Origin of the sequence: Acinetobacter calcoaceticus DSM 30006 = CIP 81.8 (assembly GCF_000368965.1) — a bacterium.
Lineage (GTDB): Bacteria > Pseudomonadota > Gammaproteobacteria > Pseudomonadales > Moraxellaceae > Acinetobacter > Acinetobacter calcoaceticus.
Genome location: NZ_KB849779.1, coordinates 340,757 through 360,112, shown reverse-complemented (window position 1 = coordinate 360,112; position 19,356 = coordinate 340,757). Strand labels below are relative to the sequence as shown.

Sequence of the window (19,356 nt, the reverse complement as noted above, 5' to 3'; positions counted from 1 at the left end):
TTCTTTTTTAAAATCTTAGGGTGTTAAACCGACTGGATTTCGATACCAACTCTGAATGAGTAGTGCAGCTGCAAAACTATCTGCTGATAGCTTTTTTGCTCGACCTTGTTCTTGGTAAAAACCTAACTCTTCTCTCGCTTCACGTGTCGTTAAACGTTCATCTACCATCAACGTTTCTATGTTGGTTTGATGACGTAAACGTCTCGCAAATTTGCGAGCACGTGTAGAGAGTTCTGACTCGCTATCGTCCATATTTAGGGGAAGACCAACCAAAAATAAATCAGGTTGCCATTCTTTCACGATTTTTAAGAGTTGACCCCAGTTCGGGATACCATCTTTCATGACAAATAGAGGGAGAGGGTTGGCACTTTCAATCGAAGACTGGCCAATCGCCATTCCCATTTTTTGAGTGCCAAAGTCAAAAGCCATAATCGATTTTGATTGTATTTCGGTCATTAAGCGTGTCCGATTTCAGATGCTAGCCACGCACGATCTACACCAATTTTTTTATAAGCTGCATCCCAACGATCGTCATAAGGCAGGTTAAAAATCAGATCCATATCGGCATCACAAATGAGCCAGTCACCACGCGTAATTTCGTCTTCTAACTGATTTTTGCTCCAGCTCGCATAGCCTAATGCAATCTGGTATCGGCCGACACCTTCATTGTGGGCAATGGCATCGAGAATATCTTTACTGGTGGTAATACAAACATTTTCACCTACAGCAATAGATGAATGCCATGTTGGTTGCCCCGTATGGAGAACAAATCCAGCTTCAGGACGCAAAGGACCACCTTGTAAAACCGCATGTGGATTTACATTGTCAGCTTCAATGTCGAGATCATTGAGTAATTCTTTAATTTGAATACCAGAAGGACGATTAATAATAATGCCTTGAGCACCTTCTTCATCATGACGAGCAAGATAAATTACAGTGTTTGCGAAAAAGTCATCTGCCATTTCTGGCGGGGCAATCAGACAACGGTGAGTCAGGTATTGTTTGGTCACCTAAGCGGTTCTCCCTCAAAAAATGTCACTAGAGGGCCTCTCGACCCTTTTATCTATATAGGTTCTTTTTATCAACATACAAGAGTTAATCGGATTTCGCCAATCTTTTTCTCTCATTTTCTTTATTAATTTGAAGAAGCCTGAAATTTAAGTTGGCGTAATTGTTTTGCGTGCTGCAAGGTTGTTTCATTAATTTCAACACCACCTGACATGCGAGCTAACTCAAAAATGATTTGATTTTCATCAAGTTCTACAATTGTACTGCTGGCTGAGTCAGTTTGTTGTTTTTTTACTAATAAATGCTGATCAGATTGTGCAGCAACTTGTGCTTGGTGAGTAATACATAAGAGTTGGACATGTTGCGCTAAGTCGGCAAGTAAACGTCCCACAACTTCTGCGGTGCCGCCACTAATCCCGACATCAATTTCATCAAACACCAAAACTTCGGATTCGGTTTTCTCAGCATTCATGACTTGCATCACGAGTGCAATACGAGAAAGCTCACCACCAGATGCCACTCGTGCCAGTGGTTGTGGAGGAATACCTTTATTGGCAGTAAATAAAAGTTGAATAAAGCTTAAACCCTCTGCCCCTGGTTGTTCTAATGGTTCGAACTTAAACTCGAAGTGTGCTTCTGGTAACGCTAAAGGTTTCACTTGTTCAGTTAATTGTTTAGCAAGCGGAGCGGCAGCTTCACGACGAATATTGTCTAAATGCTGAGCTTTTTCTAAAAACTCCTCATGCGATTTTTCAACTTGCTCTGCCAGTGTTTCTGGGTCTTCAAGTTGATGTAGTTGCTCAAGCTCACGTTGCCAAGCTTCATATTCTTCTTTAAGTGTTTCTGGTTGAGTCCGGTATTTGCGTGCCAGACGATGAAAAACCTCAAGTTTAGAGTTGAGTTCTTCCATTCGCTCGGGGTCAAAGCTCTGACGATCAATAAATTGACGCAAGTTCGCCGTTGCATCATCTATTTCACTTTGAGCATTCAGTAAAGAATTATAAATCTCAGAAAGCTGATCACTACGCCCGGCATGAGATTCTAGACGGCGAATAATCGAAGACATTTCTTGAGTAATATTCTGCTCAGCTTCATCTAAAACATTTAAGCTGTAGCTACAGTCTTGCATGATATGTTCATGATGACTAAGACGATCAAATTCTTGCTCAATTTCTTTGTAATCGGTTTGGACAACCTCTTCAAGTTCTTCAATTTGATGCTCTAAAGTGCCAATACGCTGCAAACGTGTTGCTTGTGCATCTAAGGCTGCTTGATGCAAACGAATCGTGCGTTGCCACATGCTATAGGCTTCGCGTACATCATTCGCTTCAACATAGAAATTGTTATAACGGTCTAGCCAATGCTTTGGATAAGGCGGCTCAAGAAGCTGTTGTTGGCTGTGTTGGCTATAGAGTTGAACAAGCAAACGGCCTAATTCTTTAAGTTCAGATAAACTGCTTGGGCGACCATTGACCCATGCTTTACTACGGCCAGTTGCAAAAATAACACGGCGTAAATGAATTTCCCCAGAATCATCATCTAACTCATGTTCTTGCAGCCATTTAGCTTCAGGACTATGGTTTTTATAGGTAAAAACAGCGGTGATATCCGCTTTGTCTGAACCATAACGGACATAATTCGTATCGGTACGTTCCCCTAGACAGGCAGAAAGTGCATCCAGTAATAATGATTTTCCGGCACCTGTTTCGCCTGTTAGAACATTAAATCCTTGTTCTATATCAATAGCTAAATGATCAGCTAATGCAAAATTAATTAAAGTTAAATGTGTGAGCATAAACGCATCCAACGCGCCAAATTATGGGTTAAAGATAGAGAAGTTTTGAATTTGCTACAAGTGATCTATTATTCTAACTGAAATTATAGAACAGCAAGATTGCGGATATTTACAATGAAAAAAACATTAAGCTTACCGAAACCACCGATAGGGATGATTAACCGTCATAAAAAAAACAATCCTGCGGAAATGAATAAAATTTTAAATCAACATTTTAATGCATTTAAACAAGCAGCTGCACAAGGCGATTATGCCAAAGCTTATCAACATGTTAAACAGGCTGTTAATTTAGTTCCCAAGCATCCGGGAGCATTATCCGATTTGGCATATACCGAGCTACGCTTACGCCGTTATAACGATGCCTATCAACACTATTTGCAAGCGATTCAGGCAAGTGGATCTAACGTAAATACAAACTTATATGATGGATTAACAGAAGTTTGTCATCATTTAAATAAAAAAGAAGAAACAATAAAATTTGGACGCTTGGCAATTACAACTAAAAAAGAATTGGCTAAGAACGAACCTGTTTTGCCTATTCCGAATCATGCACCCCCAGAGTTTAGTTCAAACCCTCAAGAAAATATTATTGCTTTCTCTTTATTTGGAGCAAATCCTCGTTATTGTGAAACCTCTATTTTAAATACTGAGTTAGCCAAACAAATTTATCCAGAATGGACGTGTCGGTTCTATGTCGATGATACTGTGCCAGTGCTGGTACAACAGCGCTTAAAAGAAAAGGGCGCGCAAGTCATCCAAGTTACAGATTCTCAAAAACAACTATCTGGACTATTTTGGCGGTTTTTTGTGATGGATGATCCAACAATTAAGCGTTTTCTTATACGTGATGCCGACTCGATTGTGTCGTACCGTGAAAAGGCGGCTGTAGATGCGTGGCTCAAGAGCGATAAATGGTTTCATTTAATGCGAGATAACTATTCTCATACCGAACTAATTCTGGCTGGAATGTGGGGCGGATGTACGGGGATTTTTCATAATATTGAAGCACATATCAGAGATTATGTTGCCACCGGACGTTATCTGGATAATCGGGTGATGGATCAGCATTATTTGCGTTATTGTATTTGGCCGACTTTAAAACAGAGTGTGCTGATACACGATAGCCAGCAATTCGATTCAGATGCTATCGATTTTCCAGCTTATGATCTGGCGTTAATGCAAAATGACAGTGAAAATTTTCATGTAGGAATGAATGACGGTTCACCGGTGGTTGCTACAGCAGTTACCCATCCAACAGCACAAAGAGTGTGTTGGGTACTCCTAGATGAAAATCAGGTCGAAGTTTGCAGATACGATGCAATTGTGTCGAATAGTCGAAATATTGAGATTAATTTACCTCATGCTTTTGCCAAAAAAATTCAGGCCGAGCAGTGGAAATTACAAGTCTATCCGTATGAAAACTGATTGATTAGTTATTTAGGCACAATTAAACTACATTCATCATAATTTATATAAATATGGCATTATCTGGAGAATGTGCATGAGTACAAACCAATTTGATCATGTAACGGTCATCAAAAAATCAAACGTTTATTTTGGTGGAGCATGTATCAGCCATACCGTGCAATTTGAAGATGGAACGAAAAAAACACTAGGTGTTATTTTGCCGACTGAGCAAGCCTTAACTTTTGAAACGCATGTCCCTGAGCGTATGGAAATTATTTCAGGTGAATGTCGCGTAACAATTGCGGACAGTAATGAAAGTGAATTGTTCCGTGCAGGCCAATCATTTTACGTGCCTGGAAATAGCGTTTTTAAAATCGAAACTGATGAAGTCCTCGATTACGTGTGCCATTTAGAAGGCTAAGAAATTCCTGTTCAAATCGGGTACACTATGCCCAAAGAAATCCTGTGAAGTTGGCTTTGCAGGATTTTTATTTTTTTGCTCAAACGTTGTTAGAGGTCATGCATGGCAAAACAGGAATATTATTATGGCGTTCATTCAGTGGAGTCATTGCTAGAACTTGAGCCGGAGCGTGTGCTAACCCTGTTTACTTTAAAAGGACGGGATGATCAGCGTTTGCAAAAGATTTTGCAATTGGCAGAGCCTTTTGGAATTAGTGTACAAAAAGCAAGCCGCGATAGTCTTGAAAAACTTGCAGGTCTACCATTTCATCAAGGCGTAGTTGCAGCAGTGCGTCCGCATCCTGTCTTAAATGAGCAAGATCTTGATCAAATCTTAAGTGAAACTCCAGATGCCTTGTTGTTGGCATTAGATCAAGTGACAGACCCACATAACTTAGGGGCTTGTATTCGTACTGCCGCTGCGATGGGTGTGCAAGCGGTCATCGTGCCTCGTGATCGTGCGGCAAGTTTAACGCCAACTGCTCGTAAGGTTGCAGCAGGTGGAGCCGAGAAAGTTAAATTCATTCAAGTCACAAATTTAGCTCGTACATTGGCTCATCTTAAAGAAACAACGCATGTGCGTGTGATTGGCACCATGCTTGATGAAAGTGCGTTGCCACTTCAAAAATGCGATTTTTCTGGCGCAGTCGTGATTGTGATGGGAGCCGAAGATACCGGTTTGCGTCCTATTACACAGGCACAGTGTGATCATAAAGTTTATATTCCTATGGCTGGAAACTTACAAAGTCTAAATGTCAGTGTAGCGACTGGTATGGCTCTTTATGAGGCTTGCCGCCAGCGTTCTGAGGTATAATTTAGCTGCCTTTCTAGTTTAAGTCATCTTGATATGTCTCCCCGTAAGCAAGGTTATTTCTTTGTATTGGTGACCATGTGCATTTGGGGCGGGTTTACGCTTTTTGCCCGTTTAAATGCACAGTGGCACATCAGTGCTTGGGATATTGCCGCACTGCGCTTCGCTATAGCCTTCTTAATTTTAATGCCTATTCTGATCTATAAAAAAGATCTCGCCTTTTTATGGAGTAAGCATGCGGTTATTTTGGCCTTGATTGGCGGGGTCATTTATTGTCTCACCGTCTATACCGCTTTTCTCTATGCTCCCGCCGCTCATGCTGCAATTTTTTTAAATGGCTGTATCCCAATTTGTACTGCGTTCGCAGCATATATTTTATTTAGACAACCATTTGATAAACATACATGGGCTAGTCTGGCAATCATGATCACTGCTTTAGGGCTCATGAGTGTTTTAATGCTGCAAGGTAATGCTTCTGCTTTTGGAATAGGTGATCTACTCCTTTTTATTAGTGCGATTTGGTGGGGGATTTTCACTGTGTTACTTAAACAGTGGAAATTGTCTGCATGGCACTCAATGGCAAGTGTGGCGATTTGGTCTGCAATTATTTATTTGCCCATCTATGTTTTATTTTTGCCTAAGCATTTCATGGAAGTCAGTCCTGTTCATTTAGCTATACAAGGCATTTTTCATGGTGTATTTGTCGTTATTATTGCAACTTTGACTTATGTGGCAGCCATTCAGCGACTTGGTGCTTTTAAAACAGGAAGTATCGTCACTTTGGCGCCTTTTATTGCAGCCATATTGGCCGTACCTCTGTTAGGGGAGGCGTTAAGCCCATCTATTGTTGTAGGTTTAGTTGGAATGGGAGTGGGTGCCTTACAACCTTGGCGATGGTTTCGACCAGATAGCTTGGCACAAAAAATTAAACAGCAAAATGAGTCAGATTAGTCTGTACGTTTCAAATAACTTTGATGTAAAGGCTCTAATTGTTGATGTAAATGTTCGAGTAATCCGTCATTAAACACAATGTCATTGGCAAGTTCGCGTTTTCGCTCACGTGGCATTTGCGCCGCAATAATTTTCTGGATTTGTTCTTGATTTTGCCCATCGCGTTGACTTGCACGCTGAATTTGAGTTTGTTCACTCGCATCAACTAATAACGTGTGATTAACCAATTCATGCTGGTTGGTTTCAAAGAGCAATGGTGAAACTAAAATCACATAAGCGCTACGCGGATTTTGTAATTGTTGAATAATAGATTGGCGAATTGCAGGATGAGTGATTTGTTCAAGAGTTTGACGTGCTTGTGGATTTTGAAAAATATACTCGCGTAGGGCACGGCGATCTAAACTTCCATCAGGTTGAAGTACCCAGTCTCCAAAAGTTTGTTGAATTTTTTGAAGGGCAGGTTGGCCTTTCTCAACCACTTCGCGAGCAACGATGTCGGCATCGACGACTTGTATTCCTTGGGATTCAAACCATTGTGTTGCAGCAGATTTTCCACTGCCAATTCCACCTGTGACTCCCAGAATAAAAGCCATCTTAACCTCCCAAATAGATTTTCATAATCTGGTCACCCCATAAAAAGGCAACCCAGCCTGCAATGGCAATATACGGCCCAAAGGCAAAGGGCTGATTGTCATTACGTAATTTTAGTAAAATGATGCCAATAATTGCACCTAGTAAAGATGACAATAGCACAATTAATGGCAGCATCAATGGCCCCATCCATGCACCTAATGCCGCAAGCAACTTAAAGTCGCCGTAGCCCATGCCTTCTTTGCCAGTAATTACTTTAAATATGTAATACACAATCCACAGGCATAAAAAACCAATTAAGTAACCCCAAATGGCTGAGGTGGGTGTGGTGTAGATGCTAAAGGTATTAATACCTAAACCAAGCGCAGCTAAAGGTAGGGTAAAACGGTCGGGTAGTAGCTGAGTATCAAAGTCTATAAAGGTGAGGGCAATCAGGACCCAAGTCAGTACTAGCCCCAAAAGCATTTGTATGGTTGGACCAAACACCATAACCACAACCAGTGAACATACCATTGTTAATAGTTCGATGGCTGGGTAGCGCATGCTAATTGCATGCTCACAATGCCCACATTTACCTTTTAAAACCAACCAACTGACGATAGGAATATTCTGGTACCAACGGATCGGTTGATGGCATTGGGGGCATGATGAAGCGGGCTTACTTAATGTTAGCTTTTCATGGTCAATGATTGGTTGTTCAGGATCGAGTAGCATTTGACATTCTTGCTGCCAATCTTGTTCCATCATTTTTGGGGTGCGATAAATCACCACATTCAAAAAGCTACCAATACACAGGCTCAATAGTGCAACTGCAATATAAAGTGCAGTTAAGTTTTGAATAAAATAAGCAATAATTTCTTGCATTACACGACTGAGCCCATTTGGAAAATTGGAAGATACATAGCAATCACTAGGCCGCCTACGAGTACCCCTAAAATTGCCATAATTAAAGGTTCCATCATTGAAGTTAAGCCATCAACGGCATTATCAACTTCATTTTCATAGTAGGTGGCAACTTTGTCGAGCATGCTGTCTAGTGCACCAGATTCTTCACCAATTGCGACCATTTGTATAGCCATAGATGGAAAACGATTTGAAACGCGCATCGCAAATTGGAGTTGTTGACCTGTTGCAACATCTTCACGAATTTTCATTACAGCTTGTTCATAAATAATATTATTGGTTGCACCAGCTGTTGATTCAAGCGCATCAATGAGCGGAACACCTGCTGCAAAAGTGGTTGCTAAAGTACGGCTGTAGCGGGCAATAATCGCCTTGTAAACAAGATCACCAAAGATAGGCAACTTAAGCGTGAGTTTGTCTAAACCATCACGGAATTTTTTACTGCGCTTTTTAGCTTCCATAAAAGCAGCAATAATTGCACCAATCACAATAATCATAATGAACCAGTATTCCTGCATCCATTTCGACATATTTACAACCATTTGTGTAAACGCAGGCAAATCTGCGCCAAAGGAAGAAAACAGGTCTTGGAAGACAGGAACTACTTTAACCATCAAAATAATGGTAACAACCACAGCAACTACAATAACCGTTGCCGGGTATTTCATGGCTTTCTTGATTTTCTGCTTGAGCAATTCACTTTTTTCTTTGTAAATTGCCACACGATCTAGCATGGTTTCAAGCGCACCAGATTGTTCGCCGGACTCTACAAGAGAACAAAATAGTTTGTCGAAGTGCTGAGGATACTTTCTTAAAGCTGATGCAAAAGTACTACCACCTTCAACTTCGCCTTTAATACCGAGTACCACCTCGCGCATCGCTGGGTTTTCTAAACCTTCCGCCACAATCTCAAAGCCTTGTACCAGTGGCACACCAGCTTTCATCATAGTTGCAAGTTGTCGGGTAAAAATCGTGATATCAAGCGTTGATACCTTTTTCTTAAATAGACCTTCAAGAATATTTTTACGCTTTTCCCGAATGTTACGGACAGTTACCCCTTGTTTGCGTAGGGTGACTTTGGCTAAAGCCATATTTTTAGCCGGAAGTTCACCCTTGATTTTTACGCCCTTACGGTCAACCCCTTCATAAGCAAAAGTCGGCATCAATTGTGCCTTTTTGACAGTCATGACATTATCCTTATTTTAAATTGTCTTTTATTCACTGGTCACGCGGTTGACTTCTTGTAAAGAAGTAACACCTTGCATGACTTTCTTTAAACCTGAGCGACGCAGATTACTAAACCCCAATTTTTCAGAAGCAGCAGCGATTTCTAGAGCGTTGCCATCTTCCATAATAATCTTGGAAATCTCAGGTGTGACTTTCATTACCTCATAAATACCTACTCGACCTTTGTAGCCCTCACGACATTCAGGACAACCGACCGGTTGAAAAACTTGAAAATCGGGATGTGTTAGATCTTGTTCGGTAAAACCCATTTCTAATAGGCTTTGTTTAGGAATGTCACTAGGCACCTTACATTGAGGGCATAATCGACGTGCCAAACGTTGAGCAATGACCAGATTGACTGATGTCGCAATATTGAAAGATGGAACTCCCATATTGCGTAGACGAGTAAGTGTTTCAGGGGCGCTGTTGGTATGCAGTGTGGACATTACCATGTGACCCGTCTGAGCCGCCTTAATCGCGATTTCAGCTGTTTCTAAATCACGAATCTCACCGACCATAATAATGTCAGGGTCCTGACGTAAAAATGATTTAAGCGCAGCCGAAAAAGTAAGACCTACTTTAGGGTTCACGTTAACCTGATTAATACCTTCAAGGTTAATTTCGACCGGATCTTCGGCAGTAGAAATATTGGAGCTTTCAGTATTTAAAATGTTGAGGCCCGTATATAAGGATACTGTTTTACCAGAACCTGTAGGACCAGTAATTAAAAGCATACCTTGTGGTTTATCTAATGCTTCCATAAAGAGCGCTTTTTGCTCTTCTTCATATCCTAGAGCATCAATTCCCAACATAGCACTCGATGGATCGAGAATACGTAGAACTAGCTTTTCACCAAATAAGGTCGGAAGAGAGTTCACACGAAAATCAATTGCTTTAGATTTAGATAGCTTGAGTTTGATACGACCATCTTGAGGAACACGCTTTTCGGAAATGTCCATTTGAGACATAACTTTTAAACGTGAAGCCAACCGAGTGGCTAGTTGCAAAGGCGGATTTGCAATCTGACGCAAAACGCCATCGACCCGATAACGGACGCGATACGATTTCTCATACGGTTCGAAATGCAAGTCTGAAGCCCCCATACGAATCGCATCTATTAATAACTTGTTAACATATTTAACAATAGGTGCTTCATCGCCCTGAGGAGTGTCATCATCTTCTTCTGGAGCGGTTGAGGTATCAAGATCTACATCAAGATCAAACTCTTCATCACTAAACTCGAAACTACTTTCTTCAGTAAATTGCTGCGCCAGAATTTTCTCAAGTTTATGATGCTCGACAATAACCTGCTCAACCATAAGCTTGCTGTTGAAGCGAATAGCATCAATAGCTTCAATATTGCTTGGGTTACTGGTTGCAACATATAAAATCTGTCCTCTTTGTACCAGAGGCAAGACCCGATGTTTTAAAATCAGTTTCTGGTCGACCAAATCTTTAGGAATCTGGCTGGTATCGTAAACATCCAGATCAAAATATGGTTCAGCAAATTCAATAGAAATTGTTTCAGCTAATAAAGAAGGGGAGAGATGAACCTCTTCAATCAGGTACGCAACCGTATCCCGTTTAGCTCTTTTTGCTGCATCTAATGCTGTTTGCATGGTCGCTGCCGACACATGTTTTTCTTCGACTAATCGCCGAAAAAACCCCGAAAATTTTGGAGATGTATGTATGACTGACATCTGCCTACCTGTGCTCATATGTTTATAATTGGTATATAAAAAATTATACTTTTGTTATCTAAAATTACTACCTGAGAAAATGATGCTCTCGTCTTGATCCGATTGTTAAAGCTTGAACCAGTCGAAGTTTTTATTCATTAATTTTTAAAAGCTAAGGCTTTAGGCTTAATAAACTTTTATTACTGTTTTCAAATAGTAGAAAAGATATGAGCAATCCTGTTAAAGAAAAGTATCTGAAATTTGTGGAAATGCGTGTAGAATGTGCTGCATTTTTGATGAAAGGTGAGCCGTATGTCGGGTTCGACGATTACGCCTTGGGTAGTTGGCAACTGGAAAATGAACCCAATGCGTGCCAATGCCAAACAACTTATAGAAGAATTTAAACAACTATTGCAACAAAACCAAATTGCAGATGAAAGCTGCCATGTCGGGGTTGCTCCAGTTTCTATTGCACTTGCAATGGTACAAACACAATTGCAAGATGCTGCAAGAACAGTATATACAGTTGCACAAGATGTATCGCGTGTAGCAGGTACAGGCGCCTATACTGGTGAAGTCAGTGCAGAATTATTAAAAGATAGCCAAATTAATTTTGTATTGGTGGGTCATTCCGAACGCCGTGATTTATTAGGTGATAACGTTGAAATTTTGAAGGCAAAACTCCAAAATTCTTTAAATGCAGGCTTAACTGTCATTTATTGTGTGGGTGAAAGTCTCGAACAGCGTGAACAAGATTTGGCAGAGCAGGTTGTATTGCAACAAATCTGTGATATAGCTCCTGTAGTTACTGCAGAGCAATGGCAAAAGCAAATTGTAATTGCTTATGAGCCAATCTGGGCAATTGGTACAGGTAAAACTGCTTCACCACAAGATGCACAGGCAATGCATGCTAAAATCCGTGAAGGTTTAAGTCAGATTACCTCTGCGGGTTCAGACATTGCGATTTTATATGGCGGTAGTGTAAAAGCTGAAAATGCAGTTGAATTGGCAGCATGTCCAGATATTAATGGCGCGTTGGTTGGAGGTGCTTCGTTAAATGCAGCATCTTTTTATCAAATCGTAGAAGCCTTTGCACAAAGTAAATAACGAGGATAGGGTATGCACTCTTTTGTACTGATCGTACATATTATTTTAGCGGTACTGATGATTGGCTTGATTCTAGTGCAACACGGTAAAGGTGCGGATGCTGGTGCTTCTTTCGGTGGCGGCGGAGCAGCAACTGTATTTGGCGCATCGGGTTCTGCTAATTTCCTTACTCGACTTACTGCTGTGTTAACAGCATTGTTTTTTGTGACTAGTTTAACCTTAGCTGTTTTTGCGAAAAAACAGACTAGTGAGGCATATAGTTTAAAAACTGTACAGACGACAGCACCAATTCAAACAACATCGCCTGAAACTTCACCAAATGCACCAAAAACGAGTCAATAATTTGAAATAAGGCTTTCCTTTTGCAGTTGGAAGCACTAGAATGCGTCCCACAAGCTGCGGTGGTGGTGGAATTGGTAGACACGCTACCTTGAGGTGGTAGTGCCTTCGGGCGTGGGGGTTCAAGTCCCCCCTTCCGCACCAGCTTTTAACCAGAAAGTTGATGCGTGTGGTTTGTTTTTGTTGCGGGATGGAGCAGTCTGGTAGCTCGTCGGGCTCATAACCCGAAGGTCGTTGGTTCAAATCCAGCTCCCGCTACCAATTTGATTAAGGTGCAACTTAATCAGGCAAATATCTAGTAAGTTTACATTGACTTTATTTGATATTTGTATATAATTTTTGCACGTTGTTGCGGGATGGAGCAGTCTGGTAGCTCGTCGGGCTCATAACCCGAAGGTCGTTGGTTCAAATCCAGCTCCCGCTACCAAGTTTCTTAAAAGAGGCTCACAAACAAGTGGGCCTTTTTGCACAGTGGACTATTGTTTTCTGTGCAAGACAGGGGCGATTAACGCCCTTTTTTATTGGTTATCGTATCGCTATCGTGTAGTTTCGACATCAATTGGTCAAATAGTCATGCTTCACTATAGTAGGTCTGTGTCGGTTAAAACAACCGATTGAATCGCACGAGAATGACGAGAGTAAATGAAATTATCAAATAAATCCCAAGCATTGCATGACTTAATTGTTCCTGCAGTACAAGCATGTGGTGTCGACCTTTGGGGAATCGAATTTCTCCCACAAGGCAAACGTTCATTATTGCGTATTTATATCGACAAAGCGGTAAGTGAAGATGCTGAGCCTGTACTTGATGAAGATGGCGAAGTAGAACAAGGCCGTGGTATTGGTGTACAAGATTGTGTGCGTGTAACACAACAAGTCGGCGCAATGCTGGATGTTCATGATCCAATTTCAGGTGAGTATTCATTAGAAGTTTCTTCACCGGGCTGGGATCGTCCATTTTTTCAACTAGAACAGTTACAAGGCTACATTGGACAACAAATTGCTTTGCGTTTGATTGCAGCAGTAGAAAACCGTCGTAAATTTCAAGCAAAACTTATCGCAGTAGACCTTGAAAATGAAGAAATTCAGGTTGAAGTTGATGGGCAGCACGTGCTTGAGATCGACAGCAACAATATCGATAAAGCAAACTTGATCTATCAAGATTAAATTTATTTAAATTTTATAAGAAATCGGTAGGTGACTTATGGGCCGCGAAATTCTTACCGTTGTTGAAACGGTTAGTAATGAAAAAGGTGTTAGTCGTGAAGCGATCTTCGAGGCTTTAGAACAAGCTCTAGTTGCCGCAACGAAGAAAAGATTTTACGAAGGTACGCATGCTGAAGAAGCTCAGCTTCGTGTAGAAATTGATCGTAAAACTGGTGATTACAGTACGTTCCGTCAATGGACTGTTGTGGCAGATGAAGATCATGAAATGCCAGCTTGCCAAGATGCGATTTCTGACCTTGACCCATCTAAATGGTCAATTGGTGATGTACGTGAACTCGAAGTAGAATCTATTGAGTTTGGTCGTATCGCTGCACAAATTGCAAAACAAGTTATTGTACAAAAAATTCGTGAAGCTGAGCGTGCTTTAGTTGCTGATGCATACGAGTCTAAAGTTGGTGAGTTGATTTACGGTGAAGTGAAAAAACAAACCAAAGATGGCTTTATTATCGATTTAGGCGACAACGCAGAAGCTTATCTTGCGCGCGAAGAAATGATTCCTAAAGAAATTCTTCGCCCGAAACAACGTATGAACGCTATTTTATACAATGTGAACCGTGAAGGTCGTGGCGCTCAGTTGTTGTTATCACGCGCTAAGCCTGAAATGTTAATTGCTTTAATGAAAAAAGAAATTCCTGAGATTTCTGAAGAAATTATTGAAATTAAAGCAGCGGCACGTCAACCAGGCGTTCGTGCTAAAATTGCAGTGAAAACAAATGACCATCGTATTGACCCTGTCGGTGCATGTATTGGTATGCGTGGTACGCGTATTCAAGCAGTACAACAAGAGTTAAACGGTGAACGTATTGATGTAGTGGTCTGGTCTGATGATCCAGCTCAGTACATTGCAAGTGCATTAGAACCAGCTGATGTTTCAGGCATCGTGCTTGATGAAGATGCAAGAAGTGCCGATATTATTTTTGCAACCAGCGATCAATTGGCTCGTGCGATTGGCTCACAAGGCCAGAACGTTCGCTTAGCTTCTGATTTAACTGGCTACAAACTCGACATGATGCTTGAAGAAGAGTATCGTGCTCGTCAGCAAAATGAAGCTCAGCAATATCTTGACATGTTTGTATCACGTCTCGATATTGAAGAAGATTTAGCAATGGCATTGGTGGAAATGGGCTTTACCTCTTTAGAAGAGATTGCTTATGTTCCAGCTGAAACTTTTGACGAAATTGAGCTTGATGCTGAATTGGTTGAGTTATTGCAAAGTCGTGCAAAAGAAGCAGCACTTACTGATGCTTTGAAACAGCAAGAAAATATTCAAGAACCGAGCGCAGACCTTCTAACTATGGAAGGCATGACTTCTGAGATCGCTTACTCGCTTGCCGCGCGCGGTATTATTACTGTCGACGATTTGGCAGATCAGGCTACTGATGATATCTCTGATATTGAAGGTCTTGATCATGAAAAAGCAGGTCAATTGATCATGAAAGCTCGCGAATCATGGTTTAACTAGGAGATGAAATATGACGGACAAGTCGATTAAAGAGTTAGCTCTCAGTGTAGAACGTCCTGTTGAGAAGCTCCTAGAACAGGCTCGTGAAGCAGGTTTGCCTCAACGTACAGCAGACGATATTATTACCACTGAACAACAGGATACTTTAGTCAATCATTTGAAAAAAGTGCATGGTCAGGAAAGTGGTAACACAGGAAAAATTGCGTTGAAACGTAAAACAACCAGTACCGCTAAAGTTGCAAGTACTTCAGGTAAAGCAAAAACAATTAACGTAGAAGTACGTAAAAAACAGGTTTTTGCTAAACCAAACCCTGAACAAATTGCAGCTGAAGCTAAAGCACGTGCAGAAGCTGAAGCTAAAACACGTGTAGAACAGCAAACGCGTGACACTGCACAGCAAAACGCGCGTCTTCAAACAGAGCAAAAAGCAAAAGCAACTTTAGATGCTATGCGTGTTGCTCATCAACAAGATAGCGCTGCACAGACAGCTCCTAAAGCTGCTGTAGTCGTGAAAAGACGTGGTGGTGGTACAGTAAAACCTGCACCAAAACCAGCAGAAACATTAGAGCAAAAGAAAGCGCGTGAAGCACAAACAGCTCAGTTAAAAGCGACTGAAGAAGCTGCGCGTCGTAAAGCGGCTGAAGAAGCTCAGCAACGTACACTTGAACAAATGCGCAAAATGGCGTCTAAGTATTCAAATGACGAAGCTACTACTACAATTCGTGTGATTGATGATTCTCCACTTGCTTCAGGTCTAGTTGGCCAAGCTTATGAAGATTCATTTAAGCAAGAAGACCGTGAAATTAAACGCGGTGGCGCAACCACTAACCCTCGTGCGGGTAAAAAAGGTGGTCGTCGTGGTCAAGAAGAGCAAAGCTTTGTTAACCATAACAAACGTGGTTTAAAATCAAGTCAGGCAAATAAGCATGGATTTGAAAAGCCAGTTAAAAAGCAAGTTTATGATGTAGAAATCGGTTCAAGCATTGTTGTTGCCGATCTTGCTCAAAAAATGGCGATTAAAGTACGTGAAGTTATCAAATCACTTATGAAAATGGGTGAGTTGGTTAATCAAGAGCAAGCTATTGATCAAGATATAGCAGCACTTGTTGTTGAAGAAATGGGCCATAACCCTGTTTTAGTTTCTGATACACAAGCGGAAGATAACTTGCTTGAAGCGGCTGAAGAAGCACGTGGTGAGCAAACAACTCGTCCGCCAGTTGTTACCATTATGGGTCACGTTGACCATGGTAAAACATCCTTGCTTGACCGTATCCGTCGTTCGAAAGTGGCGGCAGGCGAAGCAGGTGGTATTACCCAGCATATTGGTGCATATCACGTTGAAACAGACAAAGGAATCATTACATTCCTTGATACACCGGGACATGCTGCGTTTACTTCAATGCGTGCACGTGGTGCTAAAGCAACGGATATCGTTGTATTGGTTGTTGCAGCAGATGACGGTGTAATGCCACAAACTGCAGAAGCAATTGACCATGCGCGTGCAGCAGGTACTCCAATTATTGTTGCAATCAACAAAATGGATAAAGAATCTGCTGATGTAGACCGTGTGTTAAATGAATTAACAACGAAACAAATCGTTCCAGAAGAATGGGGTGGTGATGTTCCGATTGCTAAGGTTTCTGCGCACAGTGGACAAGGTATTGATGAACTCCTTGATTTAATTCTTATTCAATCAGAATTGATGGAATTAAAAGCATCTGCTGAAGGTGCTGCTCAAGGTGTTGTTATTGAAGCGCGTGTTGATAAAGGCCGTGGTGCAGTAACTTCTATTCTTGTTCAAAACGGTACATTAAACATTGGTGACCTTGTTCTTGCAGGTTCATCATATGGTCGTGTCCGTGCAATGTCTGATGAAAATGGTAAGCCTATTAAATCAGCAGGACCATCTATTCCAGTAGAAATTCTGGGTCTTCCAGATGCTCCAATGGCAGGTGATGAAGTTCTTGTTGTAAATGACGAGAAGAAAGCACGTGAAGTTGCTGATGCTCGTGCTGACCGTGAGCGTCAAAAACGTATTGATCGTCAAAGCGCAATGCGTCTTGAAAATATCATGTCGTCAATGGGCAAAAAAGATGTTCCTACAGTGAACGTTGTTTTAAGAACTGACGTACGTGGTACTTTAGAAGCATTGAATGCAGCTTTACATGAATTATCTACTGATGAAGTAAAAGTTCGTGTAATTAGTTCGGGTGTTGGTGCGATTACTGAGTCTGATGTGATTCTTGCTGAATCTTCAGAAGCTGTATTGTTGGGCTTTAACGTTCGTGCCGATACGACTGCTCGTCAGAGAAGTGATCAAGACGGTATCGATATTCGTTACTACAGCATCATCTATGAATTGATTGATGATGTGAAAGATGCCATGAGTGGTAAACTTGCTCCTGAACATCGTGAAACAATCTTGGGTGTTGCTGAAGTACGTGAAGTATTCCACTCAAGTAAGTTTGGTGCAGCAGCAGGCTGTATGGTACTTGAAGGTGTATTGCATCGTAATAAACCGATTCGCGTATTACGTGATGACGTGGTTGTGTTCCAAGGTGAGCTTGAATCTCTTCGTCGCTATAAAGAAGTGGTTGAAGATGTTCGTGCCGGTATGGAATGTGGTCTTGCGGTGAAAGGTTATAAAGACATCAAAGTAAAAGATAAGATTGAAGTGTATGATGTTCAATTGATTAAACGGAGTCTTTAATGGCGGGTAGCCAACGCTTAAAGCGCATGGCGGATTCAGTGCAACGTGAGTTGTCTGAGCTGATCCGTCAGGAGCTTAAAGATCCTCGCTTAGGTGGTCTAGTGACCATCTCTGCGGTGAAAGTCAGTGCAGACATGGGTTATGCTGAAGTTTATGTCACTGTAATGGGACGTGAGCTTGGTGATGAGCAAAGTGAAGCAGCAAATAAAGAAACTTTAGATGTATTAAATAAAGCTTCTGGTTTCTTGCGTCATGAATTGAGTCGTCGTATCAAGACACGTATTACGCCAAGATTGCGTTTCCATTATGACAAGACTAATGCGTATGGTAACTATATGTTTGGTCTGATCGAAAAAGCGGTAAATGATTTACCGAAACGCGAGTCAGATGACGAACAGTAATATAAATTAAAAATAAAAAAGCCACCTTCGGGTGGCTTTTTTATTGGTTGGCTTTTTCCCCTATTTTTTAGGAGGGTCCATAGGTGGTTTATTTTGCGAGAAACGCTGTCCAATTTTATAACGATCCCAAGGCAAAGGACGTTCAATTGCTTCAGGAACTTCTCCACTCAGTGAGCGCAAACGTAAATGCAGCGCAGCTTGAGCAATTAAATTTGCTGAAACCGGTGCGGTAATAAAAGCTAAAAGTGTGATCAGTAGCTCGGCAAAACCAAAGCGGCCTTGAAAAGCAAAAAAGATCATAGAGGCAATCAAAAAGCTGCCTAATCCTAACGTACTCGATTTTGTGGGTGCATGTAAGCGCATGAATAAGTCAGGTAAGCGGACCATACCAATTGAGCCGACTAACATAAAGAAAGCGCCAAAAACCAGAAAGACCGAAACAATAATTTCCATTACAAACTGCATTTTGATCTCTCCTTAATCGACAACATGACCAGTTGTGAAGTAACGAGCTAAAGCTGCTGTAGACACGAAGCCTAGCATAGCAACGAGTAAAGCTCCTTCAAATAAAGAAGTTGTCATCCAGTAAATGCCTAAAACAACAATGAGGCAAATCGCATTTAAGAAAAGAGTATCGAGTGCTAAAAGACGGTCTACAATTGATGGACCGATTACCATTCGGAAAAGGCAAAGTAGCATAGAGATTGTAATGGCAATTAAGCTAATACCTAGAGCATAGGGTAGTATTGTCATACACTTGCCTCCGTTTCGCTTTTTACATCAAAAATTTCCATAAGTGGAATTTCATAGCGTTGTTTGATGTCTTGAATGTCAGATTCGGTATCATCCGTGCTCAAGGCGTGAACCAAAATATCTCCACGTTCCTGATCAATACCAGCAGAAACAGTACCAGGCGTTGTCGTAATGATCATCGCCAGTAATGTATTGACCTGCTCATGTTCTGTTTCTAAAGGCACACGATACCATTTAGGGTGCAATTTTTTTGTAGGCCCTAAAACAAGCTTTGCTATTCTAAAGTTAGAAATAATAATATCCCAAAGAACTACAAAGCATAGTTTAACTGCGGGTTTCCAGTGAATATGCGGCGTTCGGGCAATAAATGGTTTAACTAAACGAGGAATAATCAAACCCAGAAGTGCAGCTGTCAGAAGGTCACTGGCATCAAGACTATGTGCCAGCATGAGCCAAAACAAAACAATAAGAACTGAAACAAATGGATGTGGAAACCAGCGTTCAAGCAAATGAGATAACTGCATTG

Annotated in this window: 20 protein-coding genes and 3 tRNA genes; 13 read left to right on the top strand and 10 right to left on the bottom strand. The window is 41.2% G+C overall.

Annotation, left to right across the window (positions count from 1 at the left end; all coding sequences use genetic code 11):
• Positions 1–15: 15 nt before the first annotated feature.
• The 3 genes from ruvX to recN all read right to left on the bottom strand — a co-directional run bounded on the left by ruvX (position 16) and on the right by recN (position 2,803).
• Positions 16–456, bottom strand: coding sequence for a Holliday junction resolvase RuvX (gene ruvX / locus F936_RS04070; protein ID WP_005045115.1), 441 nt, complete (start codon positions 454–456; stop codon positions 16–18).
• Positions 456–1,010 (bottom strand): YqgE/AlgH family protein, encoded by a 555-nt coding sequence (locus F936_RS04065; protein ID WP_003654562.1) that lies wholly within the window; start codon positions 1,008–1,010, stop codon positions 456–458. Before F936_RS04065 ends, ruvX begins: the two co-directional genes overlap by 1 nt.
• 125 nt (positions 1,011–1,135) lie before the next feature.
• Positions 1,136–2,803, bottom strand: coding sequence for a DNA repair protein RecN (recN, locus tag F936_RS04060; protein ID WP_005045114.1), 1,668 nt, complete (start codon positions 2,801–2,803; stop codon positions 1,136–1,138).
• 114 nt (positions 2,804–2,917) lie between these two features.
• Between recN and F936_RS04055 the strand changes: the two genes are divergently transcribed.
• From F936_RS04055 to F936_RS04040, 4 genes are all read left to right on the top strand, one after another.
• Positions 2,918–4,228: a tetratricopeptide repeat protein gene (locus tag F936_RS04055; RefSeq protein ID WP_005045113.1), complete on the top strand. Its 1,311-nt coding sequence runs from the start codon at positions 2,918–2,920 to the stop codon at positions 4,226–4,228.
• Between the two features lie 76 nt (positions 4,229–4,304).
• The gene (gene ppnP / locus F936_RS04050; protein WP_003654567.1) at positions 4,305–4,631 is read left to right on the top strand and encodes a pyrimidine/purine nucleoside phosphorylase; all 327 of its coding nucleotides are present in this window, start codon (positions 4,305–4,307) and stop codon (positions 4,629–4,631) included.
• Between the two features lie 102 nt (positions 4,632–4,733).
• Positions 4,734–5,483 carry a 23S rRNA (guanosine(2251)-2'-O)-methyltransferase RlmB gene (gene rlmB / locus F936_RS04045; RefSeq protein ID WP_005045110.1) on the top strand — a complete coding sequence of 250 codons (750 nt, stop codon included), beginning with the start codon at positions 4,734–4,736 and terminating at the stop codon, positions 5,481–5,483.
• 33 nt (positions 5,484–5,516) lie between these two features.
• Positions 5,517–6,431 carry a DMT family transporter gene (locus F936_RS04040; protein ID WP_005045109.1) on the top strand — a complete coding sequence of 305 codons (915 nt, stop codon included), beginning with the start codon at positions 5,517–5,519 and terminating at the stop codon, positions 6,429–6,431.
• Here F936_RS04040 and coaE read toward each other — a convergent pair.
• Genes coaE through pilB form a run of 4 tightly spaced genes read right to left on the bottom strand, consistent with a single transcriptional unit; the run spans position 6,428 to position 10,852 of the window.
• A complete protein-coding gene (coaE, locus tag F936_RS04035) occupies positions 6,428–7,024 on the bottom strand; it encodes a dephospho-CoA kinase (RefSeq protein WP_005045107.1) in 597 nt (198 codons plus the stop codon). The two genes, F936_RS04040 and coaE, sit on opposite strands and share 4 nt — an antisense overlap.
• Position 7,025: 1 nt before the next feature.
• Complete coding sequence (locus tag F936_RS19620; RefSeq protein WP_005045105.1) at positions 7,026–7,886, bottom strand: prepilin peptidase; 861 nt, start codon at positions 7,884–7,886, stop codon at positions 7,026–7,028.
• Positions 7,886–9,112 (bottom strand): type II secretion system F family protein, encoded by a 1,227-nt coding sequence (locus F936_RS04025; protein ID WP_003654576.1) that lies wholly within the window; start codon positions 9,110–9,112, stop codon positions 7,886–7,888. The genes F936_RS19620 and F936_RS04025 overlap by 1 nt, the downstream gene beginning before the upstream one ends.
• Before the next feature lie 27 nt (positions 9,113–9,139).
• Positions 9,140–10,852, bottom strand: a complete 1,713-nt coding sequence (pilB, locus tag F936_RS04020; protein ID WP_005045101.1) for a type IV-A pilus assembly ATPase PilB — start codon at positions 10,850–10,852, stop codon at positions 9,140–9,142.
• A 291-nt stretch (positions 10,853–11,143) separates the two neighbouring features.
• Between pilB and tpiA the strand changes: the two genes are divergently transcribed.
• The 9 genes from tpiA (at position 11,144) to F936_RS03975 (ending at position 18,077) form a co-directional block, all read left to right on the top strand.
• Positions 11,144–11,938 (top strand): triose-phosphate isomerase, encoded by a 795-nt coding sequence (tpiA, locus tag F936_RS04015; RefSeq protein ID WP_005045099.1) that lies wholly within the window; start codon positions 11,144–11,146, stop codon positions 11,936–11,938.
• 12 nt (positions 11,939–11,950) lie between these two features.
• On the top strand, positions 11,951–12,280 hold the full coding sequence (gene secG / locus F936_RS04010; protein WP_003654581.1) for a preprotein translocase subunit SecG: 330 nt from the start codon (positions 11,951–11,953) through the stop codon (positions 12,278–12,280).
• 56 nt (positions 12,281–12,336) lie between these two features.
• Positions 12,337–12,421, top strand: a tRNA-Leu gene (locus F936_RS04005).
• Between the two features lie 40 nt (positions 12,422–12,461).
• Positions 12,462–12,538: transfer RNA gene (locus tag F936_RS04000), tRNA-Met, on the top strand.
• Positions 12,539–12,627: 89 nt separating this feature from the next.
• Positions 12,628–12,704 (top strand) — tRNA-Met (locus F936_RS03995).
• Between the two features lie 215 nt (positions 12,705–12,919).
• A complete protein-coding gene (gene rimP / locus F936_RS03990) occupies positions 12,920–13,444 on the top strand; it encodes a ribosome maturation factor RimP (protein ID WP_003654583.1) in 525 nt (174 codons plus the stop codon).
• Between the two features lie 37 nt (positions 13,445–13,481).
• A complete protein-coding gene (gene nusA / locus F936_RS03985; protein WP_003654584.1) occupies positions 13,482–14,966 on the top strand; it encodes a transcription termination factor NusA in 1,485 nt (494 codons plus the stop codon).
• 10 nt (positions 14,967–14,976) lie between these two features.
• Positions 14,977–17,676: a translation initiation factor IF-2 gene (gene infB, locus F936_RS03980; protein WP_003654586.1), complete on the top strand. Its 2,700-nt coding sequence runs from the start codon at positions 14,977–14,979 to the stop codon at positions 17,674–17,676.
• Positions 17,676–18,077, top strand: a complete 402-nt coding sequence (locus tag F936_RS03975) for a ribosome-binding factor A (protein ID WP_003654587.1) — start codon at positions 17,676–17,678, stop codon at positions 18,075–18,077. The genes infB and F936_RS03975 overlap by 1 nt, the downstream gene beginning before the upstream one ends.
• A gap of 60 nt (positions 18,078–18,137) precedes the next feature.
• On the opposite strand, the gene F936_RS03970 is transcribed toward F936_RS03975, so the two are convergent.
• Genes F936_RS03970 through F936_RS03960 form a run of 3 tightly spaced genes read right to left on the bottom strand, consistent with a single transcriptional unit; the run spans position 18,138 to position 19,354 of the window.
• Positions 18,138–18,542, bottom strand: coding sequence for a Na+/H+ antiporter subunit G (locus tag F936_RS03970; RefSeq protein WP_004640856.1), 405 nt, complete (start codon positions 18,540–18,542; stop codon positions 18,138–18,140).
• 12 nt (positions 18,543–18,554) lie between these two features.
• Positions 18,555–18,830: a monovalent cation/H+ antiporter subunit F gene (locus F936_RS03965; protein ID WP_003654591.1), complete on the bottom strand. Its 276-nt coding sequence runs from the start codon at positions 18,828–18,830 to the stop codon at positions 18,555–18,557.
• Positions 18,827–19,354 (bottom strand): Na+/H+ antiporter subunit E, encoded by a 528-nt coding sequence (locus F936_RS03960; protein WP_005045095.1) that lies wholly within the window; start codon positions 19,352–19,354, stop codon positions 18,827–18,829. The genes F936_RS03965 and F936_RS03960 overlap by 4 nt, the downstream gene beginning before the upstream one ends.
• Positions 19,355–19,356 lie beyond the last annotated feature (2 nt).

Excerpts from the sequence above, each read along its gene's own strand:
- ruvX (WP_005045115.1), bottom strand. The coding sequence starts at position 456 with ATGACCGAAATACAATCAAAATCGATTATGGCTTTTGACTTTGGCACT.
- recN (WP_005045114.1), bottom strand. The coding sequence starts at position 2,803 with ATGCTCACACATTTAACTTTAATTAATTTTGCATTAGCTGATCATTTA.
- F936_RS04055 (WP_005045113.1), top strand. The coding sequence starts at position 2,918 with ATGAAAAAAACATTAAGCTTACCGAAACCACCGATAGGGATGATTAAC.
- ppnP (WP_003654567.1), top strand. The coding sequence starts at position 4,305 with ATGAGTACAAACCAATTTGATCATGTAACGGTCATCAAAAAATCAAAC.
- rlmB (WP_005045110.1), top strand. The coding sequence starts at position 4,734 with ATGGCAAAACAGGAATATTATTATGGCGTTCATTCAGTGGAGTCATTG.
- F936_RS04040 (WP_005045109.1), top strand. The coding sequence starts at position 5,517 with ATGTCTCCCCGTAAGCAAGGTTATTTCTTTGTATTGGTGACCATGTGC.
- coaE (WP_005045107.1), bottom strand. The coding sequence starts at position 7,024 with ATGGCTTTTATTCTGGGAGTCACAGGTGGAATTGGCAGTGGAAAATCT.
- F936_RS19620 (WP_005045105.1), bottom strand. The coding sequence starts at position 7,886 with ATGCAAGAAATTATTGCTTATTTTATTCAAAACTTAACTGCACTTTAT.
- F936_RS04025 (WP_003654576.1), bottom strand. The coding sequence starts at position 9,112 with ATGACTGTCAAAAAGGCACAATTGATGCCGACTTTTGCTTATGAAGGG.
- pilB (WP_005045101.1), bottom strand. The coding sequence starts at position 10,852 with ATGTCAGTCATACATACATCTCCAAAATTTTCGGGGTTTTTTCGGCGA.
- tpiA (WP_005045099.1), top strand. The coding sequence starts at position 11,144 with ATGTCGGGTTCGACGATTACGCCTTGGGTAGTTGGCAACTGGAAAATG.
- secG (WP_003654581.1), top strand. The coding sequence starts at position 11,951 with ATGCACTCTTTTGTACTGATCGTACATATTATTTTAGCGGTACTGATG.
- rimP (WP_003654583.1), top strand. The coding sequence starts at position 12,920 with ATGAAATTATCAAATAAATCCCAAGCATTGCATGACTTAATTGTTCCT.
- nusA (WP_003654584.1), top strand. The coding sequence starts at position 13,482 with ATGGGCCGCGAAATTCTTACCGTTGTTGAAACGGTTAGTAATGAAAAA.
- infB (WP_003654586.1), top strand. The coding sequence starts at position 14,977 with ATGACGGACAAGTCGATTAAAGAGTTAGCTCTCAGTGTAGAACGTCCT.
- F936_RS03975 (WP_003654587.1), top strand. The coding sequence starts at position 17,676 with ATGGCGGGTAGCCAACGCTTAAAGCGCATGGCGGATTCAGTGCAACGT.
- F936_RS03970 (WP_004640856.1), bottom strand. The coding sequence starts at position 18,542 with ATGCAGTTTGTAATGGAAATTATTGTTTCGGTCTTTCTGGTTTTTGGC.
- F936_RS03965 (WP_003654591.1), bottom strand. The coding sequence starts at position 18,830 with ATGACAATACTACCCTATGCTCTAGGTATTAGCTTAATTGCCATTACA.
- F936_RS03960 (WP_005045095.1), bottom strand. The coding sequence starts at position 19,354 with ATGCAGTTATCTCATTTGCTTGAACGCTGGTTTCCACATCCATTTGTT.